The organism is Micromonospora pallida (genome assembly GCF_900090325.1).
Classification (GTDB): Bacteria; Actinomycetota; Actinomycetes; order Mycobacteriales; family Micromonosporaceae; genus Micromonospora; species Micromonospora pallida.
On record NZ_FMHW01000002.1, the window covers coordinates 5,716,037 to 5,737,625 of the forward strand.

25 protein-coding genes and 1 riboswitch are annotated in these 21,589 nt (G+C 73.4%); of the genes, 20 read left to right on the top strand and 5 right to left on the bottom strand.

Annotation, left to right across the window (positions count from 1 at the left end; all coding sequences use genetic code 11):
* Window position 1: 1 nt before the first annotated feature.
* The 11 genes from GA0074692_RS23850 to GA0074692_RS23900 all read left to right on the top strand — a co-directional run bounded on the left by GA0074692_RS23850 (window position 2) and on the right by GA0074692_RS23900 (window position 8,645).
* Entirely contained in the window at window positions 2-937 is a 936-nt protein-coding gene (locus tag GA0074692_RS23850) for a hypothetical protein (RefSeq protein WP_091653997.1), read from the top strand.
* A 74-nt stretch (window positions 938-1,011) separates the two neighbouring features.
* The gene (locus tag GA0074692_RS23855) at window positions 1,012-1,593 is read left to right on the top strand and encodes an SAF domain-containing protein (RefSeq protein ID WP_091653999.1); all 582 of its coding nucleotides are present in this window, start codon (window positions 1,012-1,014) and stop codon (window positions 1,591-1,593) included.
* A gap of 2 nt (window positions 1,594-1,595) precedes the next feature.
* Window positions 1,596-2,396: a CpaE/TadZ family protein gene (locus GA0074692_RS23860; protein ID WP_091647735.1), complete on the top strand. Its 801-nt coding sequence runs from the start codon at window positions 1,596-1,598 to the stop codon at window positions 2,394-2,396.
* Window positions 2,386-4,002, top strand: coding sequence for a TadA family conjugal transfer-associated ATPase (locus GA0074692_RS23865; protein ID WP_091647738.1), 1,617 nt, complete (start codon window positions 2,386-2,388; stop codon window positions 4,000-4,002). Before GA0074692_RS23860 ends, GA0074692_RS23865 begins: the two co-directional genes overlap by 11 nt.
* A 100-nt stretch (window positions 4,003-4,102) precedes the next feature.
* Window positions 4,103-5,002, top strand: a complete 900-nt coding sequence (locus GA0074692_RS23870) for a type II secretion system F family protein (protein WP_091654000.1) — start codon at window positions 4,103-4,105, stop codon at window positions 5,000-5,002.
* Window positions 5,002-5,874, top strand: a complete 873-nt coding sequence (locus GA0074692_RS23875) for a type II secretion system F family protein (protein ID WP_091654002.1) — start codon at window positions 5,002-5,004, stop codon at window positions 5,872-5,874. The genes GA0074692_RS23870 and GA0074692_RS23875 overlap by 1 nt, the downstream gene beginning before the upstream one ends.
* 20 nt (window positions 5,875-5,894) lie before the next feature.
* The gene (locus GA0074692_RS23880; protein WP_091647741.1) at window positions 5,895-6,086 is read left to right on the top strand and encodes a hypothetical protein; all 192 of its coding nucleotides are present in this window, start codon (window positions 5,895-5,897) and stop codon (window positions 6,084-6,086) included.
* A 17-nt stretch (window positions 6,087-6,103) separates the two neighbouring features.
* The gene (locus tag GA0074692_RS23885; protein WP_176738557.1) at window positions 6,104-6,547 is read left to right on the top strand and encodes a TadE family protein; all 444 of its coding nucleotides are present in this window, start codon (window positions 6,104-6,106) and stop codon (window positions 6,545-6,547) included.
* Window positions 6,544-7,032: a TadE/TadG family type IV pilus assembly protein gene (locus tag GA0074692_RS23890; protein WP_091647745.1), complete on the top strand. Its 489-nt coding sequence runs from the start codon at window positions 6,544-6,546 to the stop codon at window positions 7,030-7,032. Before GA0074692_RS23885 ends, GA0074692_RS23890 begins: the two co-directional genes overlap by 4 nt.
* 140 nt (window positions 7,033-7,172) lie before the next feature.
* Complete coding sequence (locus tag GA0074692_RS23895; RefSeq protein WP_091647747.1) at window positions 7,173-7,541, top strand: translin family protein; 369 nt, start codon at window positions 7,173-7,175, stop codon at window positions 7,539-7,541.
* Window positions 7,542-7,556: 15 nt separating this feature from the next.
* Window positions 7,557-8,645 carry a LysM peptidoglycan-binding domain-containing protein gene (locus GA0074692_RS23900; protein ID WP_091647750.1) on the top strand — a complete coding sequence of 363 codons (1,089 nt, stop codon included), beginning with the start codon at window positions 7,557-7,559 and terminating at the stop codon, window positions 8,643-8,645.
* Between the two features lie 27 nt (window positions 8,646-8,672).
* Here GA0074692_RS23900 and GA0074692_RS23905 read toward each other — a convergent pair whose 3' ends face one another.
* On the bottom strand, window positions 8,673-9,527 hold the full coding sequence (locus GA0074692_RS23905) for a Rieske (2Fe-2S) protein (RefSeq protein ID WP_091647752.1): 855 nt from the start codon (window positions 9,525-9,527) through the stop codon (window positions 8,673-8,675).
* Window positions 9,528-9,662: 135 nt separating this feature from the next.
* Window positions 9,663-10,289, bottom strand: coding sequence for a 5,6-dimethylbenzimidazole synthase (bluB, locus tag GA0074692_RS23910; protein WP_091647754.1), 627 nt, complete (start codon window positions 10,287-10,289; stop codon window positions 9,663-9,665).
* A gap of 37 nt (window positions 10,290-10,326) precedes the next feature.
* Window positions 10,327-10,522: riboswitch (cobalamin riboswitch) on the bottom strand.
* A gap of 72 nt (window positions 10,523-10,594) precedes the next feature.
* On the opposite strand from bluB, the gene GA0074692_RS23915 reads away from it, so the two are divergent.
* Together GA0074692_RS23915 and GA0074692_RS23920 are read left to right on the top strand one after the other, a co-directional pair.
* A complete protein-coding gene (locus GA0074692_RS23915; RefSeq protein WP_176738558.1) occupies window positions 10,595-11,506 on the top strand; it encodes an EamA family transporter in 912 nt (303 codons plus the stop codon).
* A 141-nt stretch (window positions 11,507-11,647) separates the two neighbouring features.
* Window positions 11,648-12,415: a crotonase/enoyl-CoA hydratase family protein gene (locus GA0074692_RS23920; RefSeq protein WP_091647759.1), complete on the top strand. Its 768-nt coding sequence runs from the start codon at window positions 11,648-11,650 to the stop codon at window positions 12,413-12,415.
* A 56-nt stretch (window positions 12,416-12,471) separates the two neighbouring features.
* Here the strand turns inward: GA0074692_RS23920 and GA0074692_RS23925 are convergent, their stop codons facing one another.
* Window positions 12,472-13,998 carry a dihydrolipoyl dehydrogenase family protein gene (locus GA0074692_RS23925; protein WP_245730436.1) on the bottom strand — a complete coding sequence of 509 codons (1,527 nt, stop codon included), beginning with the start codon at window positions 13,996-13,998 and terminating at the stop codon, window positions 12,472-12,474.
* A 98-nt stretch (window positions 13,999-14,096) separates the two neighbouring features.
* Between GA0074692_RS23925 and GA0074692_RS23930 the strand changes: the two genes are divergently transcribed.
* The gene (locus GA0074692_RS23930; RefSeq protein WP_091647764.1) at window positions 14,097-14,822 is read left to right on the top strand and encodes a DUF3800 domain-containing protein; all 726 of its coding nucleotides are present in this window, start codon (window positions 14,097-14,099) and stop codon (window positions 14,820-14,822) included.
* Window positions 14,823-14,940: 118 nt separating this feature from the next.
* Here the strand turns inward: GA0074692_RS23930 and GA0074692_RS23935 are convergent, their stop codons facing one another.
* Window positions 14,941-15,165: a winged helix-turn-helix domain-containing protein gene (locus GA0074692_RS23935; RefSeq protein WP_091647766.1), complete on the bottom strand. Its 225-nt coding sequence runs from the start codon at window positions 15,163-15,165 to the stop codon at window positions 14,941-14,943.
* Window positions 15,166-15,546: 381 nt separating this feature from the next.
* Here GA0074692_RS23935 and GA0074692_RS23940 point away from each other — a divergent pair, with 381 nt between their 5' ends.
* The 3 genes from GA0074692_RS23940 (at window position 15,547) to GA0074692_RS23950 (ending at window position 17,306) form a co-directional block, all read left to right on the top strand.
* Window positions 15,547-15,852 carry a DivIVA domain-containing protein gene (locus tag GA0074692_RS23940; protein ID WP_091647769.1) on the top strand — a complete coding sequence of 102 codons (306 nt, stop codon included), beginning with the start codon at window positions 15,547-15,549 and terminating at the stop codon, window positions 15,850-15,852.
* Complete coding sequence (locus GA0074692_RS23945) at window positions 15,849-16,142, top strand: hypothetical protein (RefSeq protein WP_091647771.1); 294 nt, start codon at window positions 15,849-15,851, stop codon at window positions 16,140-16,142. Before GA0074692_RS23940 ends, GA0074692_RS23945 begins: the two co-directional genes overlap by 4 nt.
* Before the next feature lie 78 nt (window positions 16,143-16,220).
* Window positions 16,221-17,306, top strand: a complete 1,086-nt coding sequence (locus tag GA0074692_RS23950; protein ID WP_091647773.1) for a serine hydrolase domain-containing protein — start codon at window positions 16,221-16,223, stop codon at window positions 17,304-17,306.
* A gap of 138 nt (window positions 17,307-17,444) precedes the next feature.
* Here the strand turns inward: GA0074692_RS23950 and GA0074692_RS23955 are convergent, their stop codons facing one another.
* On the bottom strand, window positions 17,445-18,383 hold the full coding sequence (locus tag GA0074692_RS23955) for a phytoene/squalene synthase family protein (RefSeq protein WP_091647776.1): 939 nt from the start codon (window positions 18,381-18,383) through the stop codon (window positions 17,445-17,447).
* Between the two features lie 123 nt (window positions 18,384-18,506).
* Between GA0074692_RS23955 and crtI the strand changes: the two genes are divergently transcribed.
* The 3 genes from crtI to GA0074692_RS23970 are packed head-to-tail and all read left to right on the top strand — an operon-like array spanning window position 18,507 to window position 21,574.
* On the top strand, window positions 18,507-20,000 hold the full coding sequence (gene crtI, locus GA0074692_RS23960) for a phytoene desaturase family protein (protein WP_091654004.1): 1,494 nt from the start codon (window positions 18,507-18,509) through the stop codon (window positions 19,998-20,000).
* Window positions 19,987-20,616 carry an isopentenyl-diphosphate Delta-isomerase gene (gene idi, locus GA0074692_RS23965; RefSeq protein WP_091647778.1) on the top strand — a complete coding sequence of 210 codons (630 nt, stop codon included), beginning with the start codon at window positions 19,987-19,989 and terminating at the stop codon, window positions 20,614-20,616. Before crtI ends, idi begins: the two co-directional genes overlap by 14 nt.
* Window positions 20,606-21,574: a MerR family transcriptional regulator gene (locus GA0074692_RS23970; RefSeq protein ID WP_091647781.1), complete on the top strand. Its 969-nt coding sequence runs from the start codon at window positions 20,606-20,608 to the stop codon at window positions 21,572-21,574. The genes idi and GA0074692_RS23970 overlap by 11 nt, the downstream gene beginning before the upstream one ends.
* Window positions 21,575-21,589: the final 15 nt, after the last annotated feature.

Genomic DNA, 21,589 nt, shown 5'->3' on the forward strand with positions numbered 1-21,589 from the left:
GCTGGCCGGGCCCGCGGGCCGGCTCGCCGCGACCCTGCTCGCCACCCTCACCGGGCTGGCGCTGGTACTCACCGTCCCCACGCCCGCCGTCGCGGACCCGGGGGCCGAGTGCCCGGTCGGGCAGACCGACTGCAGCGTCTGGGACGACGACCCCGGCACCCCGGGCGACCCGGGCGGCGGTGGGGACGACGGTGGGGGCGGGGGCGGGGGCGACGGCGGCGGGGGTGGCGGCCCGGCCAAGTGCCAGTGGGACGGCAAGCCCGTCAAGTGCTACGACGACGTTCTCGGCTGGTTCAACAACAGCGACGGCTGCTACTACAAGCTCTCCCAGCCCCAACCGCCGGGACTCGATGAGGGCGAGCAGTCGTATGCCAAGACCTGCATCAATCCCGGCGGTGGCCTCGGCTCGACACAAGAAGTCGTGCTGGACACTCCGCCGCCTGGGTTCGGCGCGCCGCCGGACCCGGAGGAGTTGGCGTTCCGGGCGCTCGCCTCGATCGACCTGCTCAAGCCGCGCATCTCGGTGGCTCCCCGCAAGAGCCAGGGCCCCGGCCTGGTCGGGCTCCCGGTCTGGATGTGGGCCAGCCCCGGCCTGAACTACTTCGGGCCGCTGAAAGCCTCCGCCTCGGAGCGCGGCGTGACCGTGAGCATCACGGCGAAGGTGGACCGGGCCGTCTGGAACATGGGCAACGGCGAGAAGGTCACCTGCACCAAGCCGGGCACGGCGTACTCGCCCTCCGGCCCGTTCGCCGGGCAGCCCTCCCCCGACTGCGGCTACGACAACGGCTATCCGAAGGCCGACACGTACGTGGTCAGCGCCACCACGTACTGGACCGTCGAGTGGGACGGCGGCGGTCAGAGCGGCACCATCCCGGTCTCCCGGACCAGCGACGGCGTACAGATCCAGATCAACGAACTCCAGGTGGTGACCGAGTGAGTGTGGTGACGCACAAGGGACCGGGGCCGGTGGACGCCCCGGTCGCCCCGCCCAAGGTGGTCCGGCAACGACGGATGCGGCCCGGCCTGCTCGGTCTGGCGGTGCTCCTGATCGCGCTGGGCGGCCTCGGCGCGGCCTTCGCGGTCACCTCGGTCCGCGCCACCGGCACGTACCTCGCGGTCGCCCGCCCGGTCGAGGTGGGCACGGTGCTCAGCGCCGACGACCTGATGTCCGTCCAGGTGGCCGGCGGCCAAGGCCTGCGGCCGGTGCCGGCCGGCGAGATCGACGACGTGATCGGCAAGCGGGCGGCGGTCACCCTCACCCCGGGCACCCTGGTCACCCAGGCGCAGCTCACCGACAAGCCGCTGCTCGGCACCGGCCAGCAGCAGCTCGCGCTCGGCCTGAAGCCGAGCGAGGTGCCGGCCCGCACGCTGCGCCCCGGCGACAAGGTGCTGCTGGTCAGCACCCCGGAGAAGAGCACCGACGGCCGGACGACCACGTCGGTCACCCGGTTCACCGCGACCGTCATCGACAGCGACCGCCCGGAGAGCAGCACGGTCGTGGTCTACCTGGCGGTCGCCGTCCGGGACGTACCGGCGGTGGTGGCGCTCGCCGCCGAGCAGCGGATCGCCCTTGTGCTGACCGGATCGGTCTGAGTATGGCGATCATCGCGCTGGTCTCGGCGAAGGGCTCGCCCGGGGTGACCACCTCGGCGCTGGCCTGCACGCTGAGCTGGCACCGCCGGCTGGTGCTGGCCGAGTGCGACCCGGCCGGCGGCTCGGTGCTCGCCGGCTACCTGACCGGGGCGCTCGACGGACCCCGGGGCATCGGCGAGTTGGCCGTCGGGGAGCTGCGCGACGGCAACATGGAGGCGTTGTTCTGGTCGCAGCTGGTCGACCTGGACGCCCCGAAGCGGGAGCGCCTGCTCCTGCCTGGCGTGGTCGACCCGGCCCAGGCCGGCAGCGTCACCCCGCTCTGGCAGCGGTTCGCGGACTTCTTCACCACCCTGGAGAACGGCACTCCCCCGTACGACGTGCTGGTCGACTGCGGTCGGCTGGCGGTGGTCGGCCCACCCTGGCCGGTGCTGCGCGCCGCTGCGGTGGTGCTGGTGGTGACCCGGGCCACCCTGCCGGACATCTCCGCGACCCGATCGCTGGTCCGGGCCATCGGGCGGGACTTCACCGAGCACCGGGTGGCCCCCGGTTCGCTACGCCTGCTGGTGGTCGGCGACGGCCACGGCACCAGCGAGATCAGCAAGGCGCTCGGGTTGCCGGTGATCGCCCGGCTTCCGGACGACCCGCGTACCGCCCAGGTGCTCAGCACCGGCGGCAACGTCCGCGCCACCCGGCCGCTGATGCGGGCGGCCGGCGCGCTGGAGGTGCCGATCGGCGCGTTGCTGGACCGGCGGCGTGCCCGCCTTAGCTGGCCCACCGGCCAGGGGGTGCCGCATGCGGTTTGAACCGGTCTCCCACGACCCGCGCGCCGTGCAGTCGTCGGCCACCTCGGTCGCCCCGCCGCTGGCCCCCGCGAACGGCCACCGGCACCCGGCCGGGCCCAACGGCCAACCGCACCCGGCCGCCTCGAACGGCCGCCCGCACCCGGCCGGGCCCAACGGCCACGCCGCCGGGCCGAACGGACATCAGCACGCCGGGGTGGCTGTGGCGCCGACTGCGCCGCCGCGCGCCCGGGTCGACTTCACCGTCGTCCGGGAACTGCGCCGGGAGCTGAGCGAGCGGCTCACCCTCTGGCAGCGTGGCCGGGACTTCACCGTCCACGAGGAGGACGCCGAGCGGGCCCGGCTCGCGGTGGAAGTGGTCTCCGGGTACGCCGACTCGGTGCGCCGGGCCGGTACGCCGATGCCGGCCGACGAGGAGCGGCAACTGCTCCAGCAGGTGACCGCCGAGCTGGTCGGACTCGGTCGACTACAGACCCTGCTGGTCGACCAGACGATCGAGGAGGTGCACATCCTCGGCTGCGACCAGGTGCGGATCACCCGGCACGGCGGCGGCGTGGACTGGGCCGACCCGATCGCCGACAGCGACGAGGAGCTGGTGGAGATCCTCCAGGCCGCCGCCCGTCGGGCCGGGGCGACCGAGCGGTCGCTCTCCACCGCCAAGCCCACCCTGGACCTGCAACTGCCCGACGGGAGCCGACTCGCCGCCGTCTACCTGGTCAGCAGCCGCCCGTACGCGGTGATCCGGAAGCACAACACGCTCGACGTGACCCTGGACGACATCGCCGGTTTCCGCGCCGACCTGGACGAGATGGTCGACGTCCTGCTCCGGGACTTCCTCCGCGCGGCCATGCGCGCCGGGCTGAACATCATGGTCGCCGGGCTGGCCGGCGCGGGTAAGACCACCGTGGTCCGGGCACTGATGGACGAGATCCCGCCGGACGAGCCGTTCGTGCTGCTGGAGGAGAGCCGGGAGCTGCTCCCCGCCCGCCGTCAGCTCCGGCACCGGGCGGTGATGAGCTTCGAGGCGCGGGAGGGGCACGGCGAGCGGGGCCTCGACGGCCGGCCGGCGGGCGAGGTGACCATCGCCGACCTGATCCCGGTCTCGCTGCGGATGGGTGTGCTGCGGATCGTCGTCGGTGAGGTGCGGTCCCGGGAGATCGTGCCGATGCTCCAGGCGATGACCACCAGCCGGGGCTCGATGTGCACGATCCACGCCCGGACCCCAGCCGGAGTTACCGAGCGGATCATCGAACTGGCGCTCTCGCACGGGCGGGAGATGACCGTCGACCAGGCCCGCCGGATGGCCGGCAACGCGCTGGACCTGATCGTCTATGTCACCGTCGAGGACGAGACCGCGATCGGGGGCCGCAAGCACCGCTTCGTCTCGCACGTCGAGGAGGTGATCGGGGCCGGCGAGGGCAACCGGATCACCACCACCGAGATCTTCGGGCCCGGACCGGACGGCCGGGCGGTCCCGAAGCACCTGCCCGAGCGGGTCCGCCAGCAGCTCCTACGGATCGGCTACGACGCCCGGGTGCTCAGCCCGTACATCGAGGCCGGAACCGGCGCGTGGCGGCGGCCCCGGCACACCCGGCTGGGTCGGCGGTGAGCCCGGTGACCGGACCGTTCGAGCGGACCCTGCGAACGCGGACGGGGATGAGCCTGCTGATCGGGCGGCCCCGTCGGACGCGGACGGGGGTGGCGCGGTGATCGCCAACGTCGAGCTGATCGCCACGGTCTCCGGGGCGGCCTGCGTGGCCGGGCTGGTGCTGGCGGTGGTCGCCCTGGTCGGCACCACCCGCCCACCGGGACCGGGACCGGGCAGCGGGTCGGGGCTGCGCCGGCTCTGGCTCGGCTCCGGCACCAGCCGTCGCGAGCAGCAGCGCCACCAGGCCCTGCTGGTGGGTGCGGCGGTGGCCGGCGCGCTGGCGTTCCTGCTCACCGGGTTGCCGGTGGTGGGGCTGCTGGTCACCGTGGCGGTGCCCGGCACGCCGTGGCTCTTCTCGGTGGGCGGGGCCGAGCAGCGGGCCATCGCCCGGATCGAGGCGGTCGGCGAGTGGACCCGCCGACTCAAGGACATCTCCGCCACCGGCCAGGGCCTCCAGCAGGCCATCGTCGGCACCATCGCCACCGCGCCGCCGGAGATCGAGGAGGAGGTACGGCTGCTCGCCGCCCGGCTCCAGGCCGGCTGGCTAGCCCGTCCCGCGCTGCTCGCCTTCGCCGACGACATCGGCGACCCAGTCGCCGACCAGGTGGTGGCGGCGCTGATCCTGCACCTCACCGACCGGGGCGAGCGCCTCGGCGACGTGCTCGGGGCGATCGCCGGGGCAGCGGCGGCCGAGGTGGCGACCCGCCGGGAGATCGAGGCGAAGCGCACCCAGCCCCGGTTCGCGGTCCGCTTCCTCACCGGGATGACCCTGGCCACCCTCGCGTACGGGCTGCTGAACACCGACTACATCCGCCCGTACGGCACCCCGACCGGGCAGGTGGTGATGGCCGTGCTCGGTGGCCTCTTCATCGCCCTGCTGGCCTGGGTGCGGTCGATGAGCCAGCCTCCGCGTCCGGCGCGCTTCCTGCCCGCCCCCGATCCGGAGGACGCCCTCGCATGATCCTCAACTGGCAGCTCACCCTCGCCGTCTCCGGCGGCGCGGCGGTCGGGCTCGGGGTGTTCCTGGTGGTCTGGGAGATGCTGCCGGCCACCCCGGCGCTGGGGCCGGCCCTGCGCCGGCTGCACCAGCCGCCGACCGCCGCCCGTACGGTGACCGCCTCCACCGGCCAGAACCTGGAGTGGCTGACCGGAACCTCCCGCTGGCTGCGCCCGCCGCACCGGCAGCTCGCGTTGATCGGCCAGACCCCCGAGCAGTACGCCCTCTCGGTGCTGCTCTCCGCGCTGATCGGGCTCGCCTCGCCGACCCTGCTGACCGTCGCGCTCTCGATGTTCGGACTACGGCTGCCGTTCGTCGTACCGGTGCTGGGCAGCCTGGGGATGGCGTTCCTGTCCGCGTTGATGGCGCACCGCGCGGTGCTGGAGAAGGCGGACCGGGCGCGAGCGGAGTTCCGCCAGGCGGTCTGCACCTACCTGGACCTGGTCGCCCTGCAACTCTCCGCCGCGCACGGGCCGGTGCAGTCCCTGGAGCGCGCGGCGGAGGTCTGCGACGGCTGGGTCTTCGACCGGATCCGCGAGGCGTTGCGGATCGCCCAGATGCAGATGCACTCGCCCTGGGACGAGCTGCGCGAACTCGCCGAGAAGATCGGCATCCCGGAGCTGGGGGACGTCGGCGCGATCATGCGCTCCTCGGGCAGCGAGGGCGCGCAGGTACACGAGACACTGCGCAGCCGCGCCGACGCGCTGCGCGACCAGATCCGCACCGACAACCTGGCCCACGCCGAGGGCATCACCAGCCGGCTCGACATCCCCGGCTCGCTGCTGGTGTTCGTGCTGCTCGGCTTCGTCGCCTACCCGTTCGTCGCCCGACTCTGACCCCGACAAGGAGCACCGTCATGGCCTTCTTCACGTACCTGCACGTGGCCCTGAGCACACGCCTGGCCGAGCTTCGCCGCGACGGCGAGCGCGGCGACAGCCCGGTCCCCACTGCGGTGATCATCGCCGGTCTGGTCACCGCTGCCGTGGCCGTCACCGCGATCGTCAGCACCAAGGCCACTGCATGGATGAACTCCATCCAGGGCCCGTAGTCGACGCCCTGACCGACATGCGTCGACGCCTCTCTCTGACCGGTCGCCGGATGGTCGCCGCCATCCGGCGTCGGCTCGTGTCCGACGGGCCCGACCGGGGGGCCAACCCGGTGGAGTTGGCCGTCGTCATGCCGGCGGTGCTGTTGCTCCTCTTCGGCTCGATCCAGGTCGCCGCCGGGTTCCTGGCCCGGAGCACGGCGCTGCACGCCGCACAGAGCGGGGTGAACGCGCAACGCGTCCACCAGGCCCCGGCCGGGGTGGGCGTGGAGCGGGCCAACGCCTTCCTCAGTGCCGCCGGGGACTGGCTGGCCGACCCGAAGCCGAGCTGCACCGCCACCGCCACCGAGGTCACCTGCACGGTGACCGGCAAGTCGCTCTCGCTGGTCCCCGGCGTGCGCCTGACGGTGTCGCAGACCGCCCACGGCACGGTGGAGCGCTGGACCCCGGAGACCACCCCGTGAACCGGCGACTCCTCGGACGGGGGCGGACCGGCGAGCGGGGCTCGGTGTCGGTGGAGGTGGCCGTCCTCGCGCCCGCCTTCATCGCGCTGATGGTGCTGGCCGGGGTGGCCGGCCGGACCGCCGTGGGGGCGGAGGCGATCCAGGCCGCCGCGCACGACGCGGCCCGGGCGGCGTCGATCTCGCGGGACGCCGGCACGGGTAAGGACGCAGCCACCACCGCCGCCGAAAAACAGCTCAACTGGCAGGGGCTGAACTGCGTCGGTCCACCGAGTTTCGCCTTCACCGGTTCGGTGGGCGGTACGCCGACCAGTTTCGCGGCGGCGTACGCGGCCCCGCCGGGGCAACCGGCGGCGGTGTCGGTGCAGGTCAGCTGCACAGTCTCGTTCGCCGACATCCACCTGTCGAGCCTGCCCGGAATGCCGGCCGGTCGGCTGGTGTCGGCGCGGTTCACCTCGCCCCTGGACAGCTACCGGAGCCGGGAATGAGCGGCCGGTGGCTCCCGACGCCAGGGACAGGCGACCGGCTGCCCACGTCTGCGGCGGGCGGCTGGCGGTCGGCCGGGCCTGGCCGGGGACGCGGCGTCCGTGGGGACGAGGGCCGGGTCAGCCTCTTCCTCGCGGCGAGCATGGCCGGCGTCCTCATGGTCATCGGACTGGCCTTCGACGGGGCCGGACAGTTGCGCACCATGCACCGGGCGGACAACCTCGCCGCCGAGGCGGCCCGGACCGGCGGCCAGGCCATCGACCGGGCGCAGGCGATCAACGGCGGCAAGAAGGAGATCGACGAGGTGGCCGCCACCGCTGCGGTCCACAACTACCTCACCGCCGCCGGTGTCACCGACCACACCGTGAGCTTCCCCGTCGTCGACGGCGAGAAGCGCATCACTGTCCAACTCACCCTCACCTACGACAGGTACCTGCTCGGCTTGTTCGACCTCACCGACTCCGTGACCGTTTCCGGCGAGGCCACCGCACGCGCCATCACCGGACCGTAGAGAGGAAGGCCGCCCATGGCCGCATCCCGTACCGCCCGGCGGACCGGTCAGGTCCTCACCGGCTTCGGCGCGCTCGTCGTGCTCGGCGCGGTGCTGGTCGGGGGCCCCGTCGCCCTCGTCGCCCTCGCCGGCAACCCGCTGCCGGCCGAGGTGCCCACGCTGGACACCATCGGCACGGTCCTGACCAGCCGGGACGACGGGCAGCTCTTCCTCCGGGCGTTGGCGGTGCTTGGCTGGTTCGGGTGGGCGACCTTCGCCTTCTCCGTCCTGGTGGAGTTGGTCGCGCAGGTGCTGCGCCGGCCCGCGCCGAAGCTGCCCGGCATGCGCAGTCAGCAGCGTGCGGCGGCAGCGCTGGTCGGTTCGATCGCCCTGATGGTCGTGGCCAGCCCGGCGGCGGCCGCGACCTCCGCCACCTACGGGAGCCCCACCACGTACGCGATGTCGGCCCCGGTGACGGCGACCGGGCCGGCCACGACGTCGCTGCCCACCACCGCCTCACCACTGGCCCGGGGCGTGGCCCCGGTGGTCGGCGCGGTGGAGTGGACCACGACCACCGACCAGGCCCAGGTGTACCGGGTGGCCAAGGGCGACTACCTGGGCGAGGTCGCCGAACGCTATCTGGAGGACTTCCAGAGCTACCGGGTGCTGGTGAAGCTGAACAAGCTCGGCGACCCGGACCGGATCTACCCGGGACAGACGCTCAGGCTGCCCGACCGGGCCAACGACGGCGGTACCCGGCCGCACGCCACCGGCCGTCTGGTGAACAAGCCATCCCCGCGTCCGGCCCCGCCGCCGGCCTCCCCCGTCCCGGACGAGGTGCCGGACGAGACTCCCCAGCAGGCGCCCGACCAGGGTCCGCGTCAGGTCACGCCGGAGCCGCCGACCACCGAGTGGCCGCACGAGGAGGCACCGCCGATGACCGTCGGGGCAGCCCGGCCGGGTCAGGACGACCGGGTCAACCGGCCGCTGGCGGTCTCCGCCGTGCTGGCCGTGGCGAGCATCGTCGGCGCGCAGATCGGGGCGGTGCTCGGCCTGCGCCGACGGCCGGCCCCGTCCGTGAACACCCGCGCCGCCCTGGGCAGCGGCCGCCACCGCCGCGACTAGGCGGTTCGCCGCGCCGTCCGGGACGGGTCAGGGCAGGCGGGTCTCGAGGACGCCGTGGACGACCCGGGTGGCGAGCACCTGCTGGTCGTTGGCGGCCGGCCCGTGGACGACCTTGCCACCGCTGTTGAGCTGGAAGGTGCTGCCGTGCCAGGGGCAGACGACGCACGGGTGGCCGTCGATCTCCCGTACCTCGCCCTGGCCGAGCGGTCCGCTCTGGTGCGGGCAGCGTTCCAGCATGACGGTGACGTCGTCGCCGTGCCGGTAGAGGATCACCGAGACGTCGTCGATCTCGCGGGTGACCAGTTCCCGGTCGGGCAGGGCGGCCAGGTCGCCGACCGGGTGCCAGCCGTCGCCGATCCGGTGCGCCTCGGAGATGCTCTGGTTGACCTGCGCCCCCTGCTTGTACGCCAGGTGCCCGCCGAGGTACGCGCCGGCGCTCGCCGCACCGAGCCCGAGGTACGCCAGCGTCCGCCCCAGGTTGTGCCGGCCGCTCAGCCGGGCAGCGAGCGAGCCGGCGTAACAGGCCAGGCCGACGGTGTTCGAGGCGGCGTGCACCAGCCCCACCCGGCGTTGCTCCCGGTCCAGGGCAGCCCAGTCGTTGAGCCCGGCGACGGCCGCCGGCACGGCACTGGCCGTACCGACGGCCACCAGCGCGGTCGCGGCACGCCGCTGGCCGGGCATCGCGTCGAGGAGGGCGGCGCTCATCCACGCGCCGACCGGCACCTGCACCATCGCCGGGTGCAGCGGGTGCCCCAGCCACACCCCGTGCAGCAGGTCACGGACGCGCTGCGGCCGTAGGGCGGCCTGCACCGCCCGCTGGAGGCGGTCACCGACCCGGTCCAGGCCGGCCGCCTGTTCGATCTTCGTCAGGAGTGCTCGCACCCCTGCCGACTTCCCGGTACGGCAGCCGCCAAACCGGGCGACAGTGACGAATTCCCCGCCGCCACCGCCACCCGCCCGGCGCCCCGCCCCGCGACCGCGCGACGCGGCGAGGCGGGACGACGGCGGCGGGAAGTGTCAGGCGGAGGGCGTCCAGTGGTCGTGGTGGACGGCCTGGGCGAGCGGACGGGCCTGCCGCCAGCCGTGCCGGACCAGGTCGGGTACGGCCTCGAAATGGGTCACCGGCCCGAGGCAGAGCCAGGCGACCGGCCGGATACCGGTGGGAATGCCGAGCAGGTCGGCCAGCCAGGGCTCCCGATAGAAGGAGACCCAGCCGACGCCGAGCCCCTCGGCGGTGGCGGCGAGCCAGAGGTTCTGGATGGCCAGGCAGGTCGAGTAGAGACCGGTGTCGGCGATGGCGTGCCGCCCGAGCACCGCCGGCCCGCCCCGCGACTGGTCGTGGGTGACCACGATCGACAGGGTCGACTCCAGCACCCCGTCGATCTTGATCCGGGCGAACCGTTCGGCCGCCTCCCCGTGGAGGGTGGCGGCGAAGACGTCCCGCTCGGTGCGGACGTGCTCGTGGAACCGGCGGCGCGTGTCGGCGTCCCGCACCACCACGAAGTCCCAGGGCTGGGAGTAGCCGACGCTCGGTGCGGCGTGTGCCGCGGTCAGCACCCGGTGCAGGGCGTCCTCGGGCACCGGCTCTCCGGTGAACTGGGCGCGTACGTCCCGGCGGCGGTGGATGACGTCGTACAGGTCCATGGGCAGGCTCCCGCTGCGCTCGGCCCACCCGTGGCGGATGGGCGCGTGACGCGAGGCCGGTCTTCGGACTCCCGGATCGACGCCGTGCCGTCCGCCTTCCCAGCCCTCGTGGACCAGTGGCTGCGCTGTTCGCGCCTGGACGGTGGCTCCCCGGTCACCGCGGCGGGCCCGTGCCGGATTCACACCGGCTTCCCGATTCTCCCCGCTCGCGCGGGGCACCTCACTGTGTCGTGCCGTCGACCAGGGTAGCCGGAGGACGGGATTACGGTCGCCCCGTCGACGGACGAAACGGCATGGTGTTGCGCATGTACGCGCACACCCTCCGTCCCACGCCGGTCCCCGCCCCGACCGTCGCCCGGCTCGTCGGTGTGGTCGGACGCCCCGACGCCGTACCGCCGCCGCTGCTGATGCTGCTCGGGATGCTCTCCACCCAGCTCGGCGCGGCGGTGGCCAAGCACCTGTTCGGCAGCACCAGCCCCGGCGGCACGACCACCCTGCGGCTCGGCTTCGCCGCGCTGATCCTGCTCGCGGTCGTCCGGCCGGGACTGCGGCTGGGTTGGCGTACCGGCGGGCTGGTGGTCGGGTTCGGGCTGATGCTCGCGTTGATGAACCTCAGCTTCTACGCCGCCCTGCACCGGGTACCGCTGGGCGTGGCGGTGACCATCGGCTTCGCCGGGCCGCTGCTGGTGGGGCTGGCCGGCAGCCGCCGGCTGCTCGACGCGCTCTGGGCGGTGCTGGCCGGGGGTGGCGTTCTGCTGATCAGTGGCCTGGGCGGCTCGGCGGTCGACGGCCTCGGGCTGCTCTTCTGCCTCGGCACCGCAGTCGGCTGGGCCGGTTACGTGGTGTTCGGCGGGGCGGTCAGCAAGCGGGTGCCCGGCGCCCGGGGGCTGGCCCTGGGCATGGCGGTCGGCGCGCTCGCCGTACTGCCGTTCGGTATCGCCGGGAGCGGTGCCGCGCTGGTCGACCCGTGGGTCCTGCTGCTCGGGGTCGGCGTGGCCCTGCTGTCGTCGGTGCTGCCGTACTCGGCGGAGATGTCCGCGCTGCGTCGGATGCCGGCGCGGGTCTTCGCGGTGCTGCTGAGCCTCGAACCGGCGATCGGCGCGCTGGTCGGCCTGGTCCTCCTCGACGAGCTGCTGGCCTGGCCGCAGTTCCTCGGGGTGGCCGGCGTGGTCGGTGCCGCGCTCGGCGCCACCCTGGTCCGCCCCGACCGGGCCTGACCGGCCCGGCTCCTGGCTACCGGCGCGCGGCTCCCAGCGCCCGGCTACCGGCTACCGGCTCCCGGCTCCCGGCTCGCAGCGTCGCGACGACCGCGACCGGGGCGTCTGGCGCGGTGTGCCGGCGGGCGGCATCCTGGTCCGATGGGCGTACGGGTCGAACGCGACGGACCGGTGACCACGGTGATCCTGGACCGGCCGGCGGCCCGCAACGCCGTCGACGGCCCGACCGCACGGGCGCTCGCCGACGCGTTCCGCGCCTTCGACGCCGACCCGACCGCCGCCGTGGCCGTGCTCTGGGGAGCGGGCGGCACCTTCTGCGCCGGTGCCGACCTGAAGGCCATCGGTACGCCCAGCGGCAACCGCGTCGAAGCGGAGGGGGACGGCCCGATGGGGCCGACCCGGATGTCGCTGACCAAGCCGGTGATCGCCGCGATCTCCGGGTACGCCGTCGCCGGCGGCCTGGAGTTGGCGCTCTGGTGCGACCTGCGGGTCGCCGAGTCCGACGCGGTGCTCGGGGTCTTCTGTCGACGGTGGGGCGTACCGCTGATCGACGGCGGGACGGTGCGGTTGCCCCGGCTGATCGGCGAGAGCCGGGCGATGGACCTGATCCTCACCGGGCGTCCGGTGCCGGCCGACGAGGCGTACGCCATGGGGTTGGTGAACCGGCTGGTCGAGCCGGGCACGGCCCGCGCGGAGGCCGAGCGGCTCGCCGCCGGGATCGCCCGCGCGCCGCAGCGCTGCCTGCGCAACGACCGGGCTGCGGTACGGGCCGGCGCGGGCCGCCCGGAGGCGGAGGCGATGGCCGTCGAGCTGACCTACGGCCTCGACTCGCTGACCGAGATGTCCTCCGGCGTCGCCGCTTTCGTCGCCGGTGCCGGCCGGGGTGGTGCCAACCCCGGTTCCCCGTGAGTCGTGGTGGGAAAGGGCCCCTCTGGGGGCCGCTTCCCACCACGATCGGGCCGGGCTCAGCCGAGGTCGTTCAGGGCGGTCTGGATCGCGCGGTGGAAGGTCGGGTACGCGTAGATCATGTGCCGCAGCCGACTCACCGGCACGGCCGCATGCACCGCCACCACCAGCGCGGACAGCACCTCGCCACCGGCCGGCCCGGCCGACGTCGCCCCCACCAGCACGCCCCGGTCGGCGTCCGCGACGAGCTTGATGAACCCGCCGTCGCCGACCCCGTGGATCCAACCCCGGGTGGACGAGGAGAGCGGCACGAAGCCGACCTGGACGTTGAGCCCCCGTTCCCGGGCCTGGCGTTCGGTCAGGCCGACCGCACCCACCTCGGGGTCGGTGAAGGTGACCCGGGGCAGCGCCCGGTAGTCCGCCCGGGGCAGGTCACCGGCCCCGCCCGACCCGCCGGCCGCGCCAGCGGCGCCGACCACTCCGCCGGTCGCGCTGACGGCACGGCCCGCCCCGCCAACCGTGCCAGCCGCACCGACCGCTGCGCCGGCCGCGCTGCCGGTGCCGGTGGCGTCCGCCCGACCCCGCTCCCGCGCGACGTGGTCGAGCAGGTCACGGACGACGATCTCCGCCTGGTACATCGCGACGTGCGTGAACGCCCCCTCGCCGGTGACGTCACCGACCGCCCAGATCCCGTCGCCGACCCGCATCCGGTCGTCGACCGGCAGGTATCGCCCGGCGTCGAGGCCGACGGTGTCCAGTCCCAACTCATCGAGGTGGGCCCGACGGCCGGTGACCACCAGCAGCCGTTCACCGGTGAACCGGGTGCCGTCGCCGGCCCGCAGAGTGAACCCGCCGTCCTGGTCGTGGTCGACCCGGTCCACCCGGACCCCGGTGTGGATCTCCACGCCATCGGCGCGCAGCGCGGCGGCGGCCAGCTCGGACGCCTCGGGCTCCTCGACGGCGAGCACCCGGTCGGCCGCCTCGACCACCGTCACCCGCACCCCGAACCGGGCGAAGACCTGGGCCAGCTCCAGCCCGATCGCCCCGCCGCCGAGGACCAGCAGCGACGCCGGCAGCTCGGCCACCTCGATCGCCTCCCGGTTGGTCCAGTACGGCGTCCCGGCCAGCCCGTCCAGCGGCGGCACCGACGGGCGGGTGCCCACCCCGACGACGATCCCGTACCGGGCCTGGAAAACCTGGTCGCCGACGCTGACCCGACCCGGGCCGGCCAGCCGCCCGGTGCCCCGGACGAAGTGACCGCCCTTGCCGGTGAAGCGTTCGACGGCGGCGGTGTCGTCCCAGTCGGCGGTGGCCTCCTCGCGGATCCGCCGGGCCACCGGAGCCCAGTCCGGCCGGACCTCGGCCGACCCGGCCAGCCCGTCGACCCGCCGCGCCTCGGCCAGCGCGTTCGCCGCCCGGATCATCATCTTGCTGGGGATGCACCCCCAGTACGGGCACTCGCCACCGACCAGCCCCCGTTCGACGCCGACGACGTCGAGGCCCGCCTCGGCGAGCCGCCCGGCCACCTCCTCGCCGCCCACCCCGAGCCCGACCACGACCACGTCCACCTGCTGCGGTTCCGTCACCCGGACAGCATCTCCCAGCACTCCGGTGGGCAGCCAACGAGGCTGACCAGCCCGCGCGTCACGCCACGAATGAGTGACGCAACCCCTACCCTCTGCGAGTGCTGTTGGCCTACGTGGACGAGTCATACACCGACCGCTGGTACTGGATCGGCGCACTGCTGGTTCCCGACACGGTGGCCATTCCGTTGAGCACTGCGCTGGACGAGGTGGTGCTGGACGCGGCAAAGACGTACGGCGTCACGGCGGAGGCGGAGCTACACGGCTACGACCTTTTCCAGGGACGGGTGCCGTGGAACAAACTGCCGCCCCGGGCCCGCATCGCCGTCTACAACGCCGCTCTCAAGGCCATCGGCACGCATGACGTGACGATCATCCTGCGGGGTGTCGACCGCCATGGCCTGGCCCGCCGCTATGCCTCCCCGAAGCCGGCCCATGAGGTGGTGCTGTCACATCTGCTTGAGCAGGTTGACGGGTACGCCGCGATGCGCGAAGAGTTGGCCCTGGTCATTGCCGACGAGGTGGACAACCCGGCCACCCACCGCTCCGACCTGAGCCGCTACCGAATCGACGGCACGGGCGGCTACCGGTCGAGGCGACTCACACGCATCGTCGACACCCTGCACTTCGCCCCGTCACACGCGTCCCGGCTGGTACAGGCTGTGGACCTGGTGACGTTTTTGTTCCGCCGGATGGAGTGCGGCACAGTCTTCGACCGACGGGAGGCGGCAGCGAACGAGGGGCTGTGGTCATGGGTCGAGCCACGCCGATACCACTCCTGGTGCTGGTCCCCGACTGCCCGGCAGATGCACGAAGGGCCCGCGTGAGCGGGCCCTAAGGCGGCTGCGGGAACCCCGGCCGGGGCCTCCTGCACAGCCCAGGCTAGCAGGAATTTGTGTCTCACACACAGAAGCTCTCAGCCTGACTTCATTGGATACCGGGAGGTCAGGCCTTCTTCTCGGCCACGAACACACCCTTGCCCTGATGCCCTTCCACCAAGCCCTCTGACTGGAGGATGAGCAACGCGGAACGAACCGGTTCCGCCGAGACGCCGTACTGCGCACTCATCTCCCGCAGCGAGGGCAGTTTGGCACCGGGTCCGTACTCGCCAGAGGCGATCTTGTCGCGAATGTCCTGGGCGATGCGTTGACGGTCTGGGATTCGGGGCATGGGCAACTCCTGGTAGGCCCCAAGATCTTCCCACGCTCGCCACCCGGCAGCCAAGACTTTGCGTGGTAAGCATGCTCAGTCTTGAACTTTGCATGGTTACCATTGTAAGTTGTTCGCGGGTTCCTGGCAGCGGAACGCCTGGTAGGCAACCGGCCTCCCGGTTGGGCACCCACAGCGCCGGCACGGCTGATTCCTCTCGTCAGCCGTGCCGGCACCTGACCTCACCAGACTGCGCACGCTGTCCGGTTGCCGTACTCGCCGATCGAGGCTGCGGTGGTCGGGCCGGGTGGTCTCCGGCGGACCCGAACGCCGGAGACCACCCCTCCATCGGAACGACGAACCGGAGACGAGAGCAGACACCCCACGAAGGGCGGTCACCCGATGCGCACACTCCTGCGTCACCTGCTCGGCCGGCAACACCGCCAGCCAACGCACCGGCGTCCGGTCAACGCGGCTCCACCGTCCGCGTACCGGCCGTTGCGGCCCTGGCAGATCCGCGCGCGGTGCTTCACCACCCGCCGACGCGGCCTCGACCCCGACGAGATCCGCGCCTTCCTGGACCGGGTCGCCGACGAACTGACCGTCGCACAGACCGCGCTGGACGCCGTCCTCGACGAGAACAAGCGAATCAAGGACGCGCTACGCGACTGGCAGACCACGCAGGCATCCCGGCAGGACCCGCGATGACCGCACCCGAGGAAGAACGCTGGGTGATCCACGTACCGGTGGTCGTACCCGATCTGAACCGGGCCCGGATCTTCGCCCGCACGGCGACGCGCGCCCTGGCCCTGCTCACCTCCCGCATCGACGCCGGAGAGGTGACCGTCTCGACCGAGGACGCCCAGGGCGTACGGCACCGGGTTTTCTGCGACCGACGACTGGCCGGCGGCGGCCGATGCACCCTGCCCACCGATCACACCACGCCCTGCGCCCGCCGAAGTCTCACCACCGGCCTCGTCCGGCGTCCGCGCAAGTAGGCGGACCAGCAGCCAGCCGAGGTCGGGCAGCCCGAAATGCCGGTGCCGGCCGATAGGACAGCCGCCTACCGTGGCCGGATGCGCGCACGCTTCGCAGGGGTCCACGACTGCTTCCACGACCTGCTCGACTCCGGCCGGGAGACCGGCGCAGCGCTGTCCATCCGGTACGACGGCCAACCGGTGGTCGACCTGGTCGGCGGTTCGACGCGGCCCACCGATCCGACGGACGCGATCGGGTCGGGGTGGCGATCGGACACCCTGGTCAACGTGTACTCGGTCGGCAAGCCGGTGGCCGCCCTCTGCCTGTTGCTGCTGGTCGACCGGGGTCGACTCGACCTGGATGATCCGGTGGCCCGGCACTGGCCGGAGTTCCGTACCCCGGCCACCGTCCGGCAGGTGCTCACCCACACCGCCGGCCTGCCGGTCTTCCCGGTGCCCCGCCCGACCGCCGCGCTGGGCGACTGGGCGTTGCTCGCCGGCGACCTGGCGGCGGCCGAGCCGGAATGGGAGCCGGGCACCGTCGCGGCCGAGCACGCGTTGACCTACGGCCACCTGGTCGGCGAGTTGGTCCGTCGGGTGGACGGGCGGCCGGTCGGCCGGTTCCTCGCCGAGGAGATCGCCGGCCCGTGGCGGCTGGACCTCGGTTTCGGGCTGGACGCGGCGGACCAGCAGCGCTGCGCCGACCTGTCGTACGGCACGCCGGACTGGCCGGTGACGACGGTGGGCGTACCGGGATCGCTTCGCGCGCGGGCACTCGGCAACCCCGCCGGTTGCCGGGACCTGGCCGTGCTCAACGGTCCGCTCTGGCGTGGCGCGGAGATCCCGGCGGTGAACCTGCACGCCACCGCGACCGGGCTGGCCCGGCTCTACGGCGGGCTGCTGGCCGGCGGCACCCTCGACGGGGTGCGCCTCTTCACCCCGGAGTTGGTGGCCGAGGCGACCCGGGTGCAGTACGACGGCCCGGACCTGCTGCTGGAGAGCCGGACCCGGTGGACCCTCGGCATGCAGTGCGAGGAGGACGGAAGCTGGGGCATGGGCGGCATCGGCGGCAGTTGCGCCTGGGCCGACCCGGTCCGGGGCTACACCCTGGCGTACACCACCGGCCGGCTCGCCGCGTTCGACCGCGTCGAGGCGCTCGTCGACGCCCTGCACTCCTGCCTGTGAGGCGGTGCCTCCTGCCGCTTAGCCCGCTGCGGTGGTAGCAGGGGACCCCTGTTACTCAAAAATCACCTGCAAGGTGCCCTTGCAACCACCTCAGCAAATACCTCAGCGACCACCTCGGCGAGCACCTCGGCAACCACCTCAGCCGGACGGGACGGGCTGGCCGGCGGGCAAGGCCCGGGGGCCGGGTACGACGACCGGGGTGCCGGCCGGGGTCAGCAGCGACCGCGCGGCCACCGCCAACCGTCGCCGCTGCGGCACGAGCGCCCGCCGGCTGAACACGTCGTAGTCCTGGGCGGCGACCTCGTCGAGGATGCCGCCGTAGAGGGCGTACGCGGTCCGCAGGCACGCCTGTGAGGCAGGGTCGAGCAGCACGATCCCGGGTGCGGCGGCCGCGTAGTGGGCCTGGGCGCGGCTGACCTCGTACTCGATCAGGTCCCGGATCCTCGGGGTGGCTCGGCCCTGGGTCTTTGCCGCGACCAGGTCTTCCCGGGTCACGTCGAACTTGGTCAGGTCCTCGTCGGGCAGGTAGGTGCGGCCCCGGTCGAGGTCCTCGGCGACGTCCCGGACGAAGTTGGTGAGTTGGAAGGCGAGGCCGAGCTGGCGGGCCGGTTCGCGGGCGGCGACCGGGTCGGAGCTGCCGAGGATCGGCAGCATCATCGTGCCGATGACGGCGGCCGAGCCCTCCATGTAGTCGAGCAGGTCGTCGTAGGTGCGGAAGGACGTGACGGTCAGGTCCATCGTCATGCTGTGCAGGAACGACGCGAAGTCGGCCCGGTCCAGGTCGAAGACGGCGATGGTGTGCAGAACGGCCGGTAGCAGCGGGTCGTCCACCGGTTCGCCGTGCAGGCCGGCGAGGAACCGGGCGGTCCACTCGTCGAGCCGGGCGGCGCGCTCGGCCGGGGACAGCTCGTCGGTGCGGTCGACGATCTCGTCGGCGTACCTGGTGAACCCGTACAGGGCGTGGACGTGTCGCCGTTTCCAGGCGGGGAGCAGACGGGTGGCGAGATAGTAGGTGCGGCCGTGACGCCTGTGCACCTCACGGCACCGGTCGTAGGCGGCGGCGAGGTCCGTGTCCACCGACCCTCCTCGGAATCGACGCGCCAATCGACGCAACTCGTAACCCTAGGGTACGCTCGCCCCCATGACCAACGACGCGGTCGCCGGCAACGCCCTCGACAGCACGGCCGAAAGGGGATGAGGGTGCGGACGGTGGACGGACGTACCGACCGGGTCGTGGTGGTCGGCGCGGGGCTGGGGGGCCTGGCCTGCGCGTTGCACCTGGCCGGCAGCGGTCGGCAGGTCACCGTGCTGGAACGCGAGCCGGTGCCCGGTGGTCGGGCGGGCCGGCTCGGCGTCGACGGGTACGAGTTCGACACCGGCCCGACCGTGCTCACCATGCCCGAGCTGATCGCCGAGGCGCTCGGCGCGGTCGGCGAGGAGTTGGCCGACTGGGTGGAGCTGACTCCGCTCGACCCGGCGTACCGCGCGTACTACCCGGACGGTTCGACGCTCGACGTGATCACCGACACCACCCGGATGGCGGCGGAGATCTCCCGGGTCTGCGGTCCACGGGAGGCCGACGGATACCTCCGTTTCGTCGACTACGCCCGCGAGCTGTGGCGGCTGGAACGGGCCGACTTCATCGAGCGCAACCTCGACGCCCCGACCGACCTGCTCACCGGCAACCTGCTGAAACTGCTGGCCAACGGGGCGTTCCGCCGACTCCACACCAAGATCAGCCAGTTCTTCCGGGATCCCCGTACCCAGCGGATCTTCTCCTTCCAGGCGATGTACGCCGGCCTCGCCCCCCACGACGCGCTGGCCATCTACACGGTCATCGCGTACCTCGACTCGGTGGCCGGGGTGTACTTCCCGCGCGGCGGCGTCCACGCGGTCTCCCGTGGGCTGGCCGGCGCCGCCGAGAAGCACGGCGTCCAGATCCGGTACGGCACCACCGTCGAGCGGGTCGAGACGGCCGGCGGCCGGGCCACCGGGGTACGCACCACCGACGGCGAGCGGATCCCGGCCGACGTGGTCGTGCTCAACCCGGACCTGCCGGTGGCGTACCGCGACCTGCTCCCCCCGGGCCGCCAACGCCGGCTCACCTACTCGCCGTCCTGCGTGGTGCTGCACGTCGGGTCGAAGCAGGGGTACGGCCGGATCGCCCACCACAACATCCACTTCGGCCGTCCCTGGAAGGGCACCTTCGACGAGGTGATCCGGCGGGGCGAGCTGATGACCGACCCGTCCCTGCTGGTCACCAACCCGAGCCGGACCGACCCCTCGGTCGCCCCCGCCGGCCGGCACACCTACTACGTGCTCGCCCCGGTGCCGAACCTCGACCGGGCACCCTTCGACTGGCGCGGCGGTCTGGCCCGCCGCTACGCCGACCAACTGATGGCGACCCTGGAGGAGCGCGGCTACGTCGGGTTCACCGACGGCGTCGAGGTGTGCGAGGTGGTCACCCCGGCCGAGTGGGCCGCGCAGGGCATGGCCGCCGGTACCCCGTTCGCCGCCGCGCACAGTTTCCTGCAAACCGGCCCGTTCCGGCCGTCGAACCTGCACCGCACCCTGCCCAACGTGGTCTTCGTCGGATCAGGCACCCAGCCGGGCGTCGGGGTGCCGATGGTGCTGATCTCCGGCAAGCTCGCCGCCAGCCGCATCACTGGAGGTGCCCCCCGTGACCTCCCGTGAGACCCATTTGGTCGAACTGGTCCGCCAGGACGGCAGCCCGGTCGGCACGGCCACCGTGGCCGAGGCCCACCAGCCGCCGGGCCGGCTGCACCGGGCCTTCTCGGTGCTGCTGGTCGACCCGTCCGGGCGGGTGCTCCTGCAACGGCGGGCCGCCGCCAAGACCCGCTTCCCGCTGCGCTGGGCGAACTCCTGCTGTGGTCACCCGGCCCCGGGCGAGTCGCTGACCGAGGCCGCCAATCGGCGGCTGGGCGAGGAGCTCGGCACCGGCCCGGTGGAGCTGACCGAGGTCGGGGTGTACGTCTACTACGCGGAGGATCCGGCCACCGGCCGGGTCGAGTTCGAGTACGACCACGTACTCCGCGCCGAGGTGCCCGCCGACCTCCCGCTCCGGCCGGACACCGCCGAGGTCGCCGAGGTCCACTGGGTCGACCCCGTACGCCTGGCGGCGGAACTCGACGCCAATCCCCGCGCGTACGCGCCGTGGCTCGGTGGGGTGGTGAACCGTCTGCTGCGACCCGGCGGACCCGGACCCGACGAGGCCGGAGCCAGCAGCCCCGGGCCTGACGAAGCCGGCGCTCCGGCCGACGACGCGTCGGAGTGGCCGGGTGGCCGATGAAGCGCTGAGCGCGGGAGCCGTGGCACGTCGCCTCGGGGTCGCGGTGACCACCCTGCGCACCTGGCACCAGCGCTACGGCCTCGGCCCCAGCGAGCACGTCCCCGGCCACCACCGCCGCTACACCACGGCCGACCTCGCCCGGCTGGAGATCATGCGCCGGCTCACCACCGAGGGGGTCACCCCGGCCGAGGCGGCCCGCTGGGCCCGGCGGTCCCCGGCCGAAGCGCCGCCGGTGGAACGGAGCTCCACCAACGTCCGGGACGGCGGCGGGGCGACCATCCCGGTCGGTCGGGCCGGTCCAGCCGCCCGGGGGCTGGCCCGCGCCGCCATGCGGCTGGACGCGGCCGCCGTCCGCAGGGCGATCGAGGAGTCGCTCGCCACCGACGGCGTGGTCGGCACCTGGGATGGGCTGCTCCGGCCGGTGCTCGTCGGTATCGGCGAGCGGCACGGCGCGACATCCGCGTTGATCGAGGTGGAGCACCTCTTCTCCCGCTGCGTGTCGGAGGCGCTGGCGGTGGTCACCCGGGCCGCCCCGACCAGCGGACCGCCCCGGCTCCTGCTCTCCTGCGCCGACGAGGAACAGCACACCCTGCCCCTGGAGGCGCTCGCCGCCGCACTCGCCGAGGCGGGCGTCGGTTGCCGCATGCTCGGCGCGCGGGTACCGGTCCCGGCGTTGGTCGCGGCGGTCACCCGGACCGCCCCGGACGCCCTCGTGCTCTGGTCACACCTCCACGACACCGCCGATCCGGCCCAGCTCGCCGCGGCGCTCGCGGTGCCCCACCGGCCCCTGCTGGTGCTCGCCGCCGGTCCTGGCTGGGGGGACGACGCCCTCCCGGCGGGGGTGGTCCGACCGGTGTCCCTGGTCGAGGCGGTCTCGCTGGCTCTCGCAGTACGCGACTCGCTGGACCGGTCGCCACTCGACCGACCGGGGGTGTCACCCCCAGCGGACGGGGCGTAACGTCGGGGCCCCCGA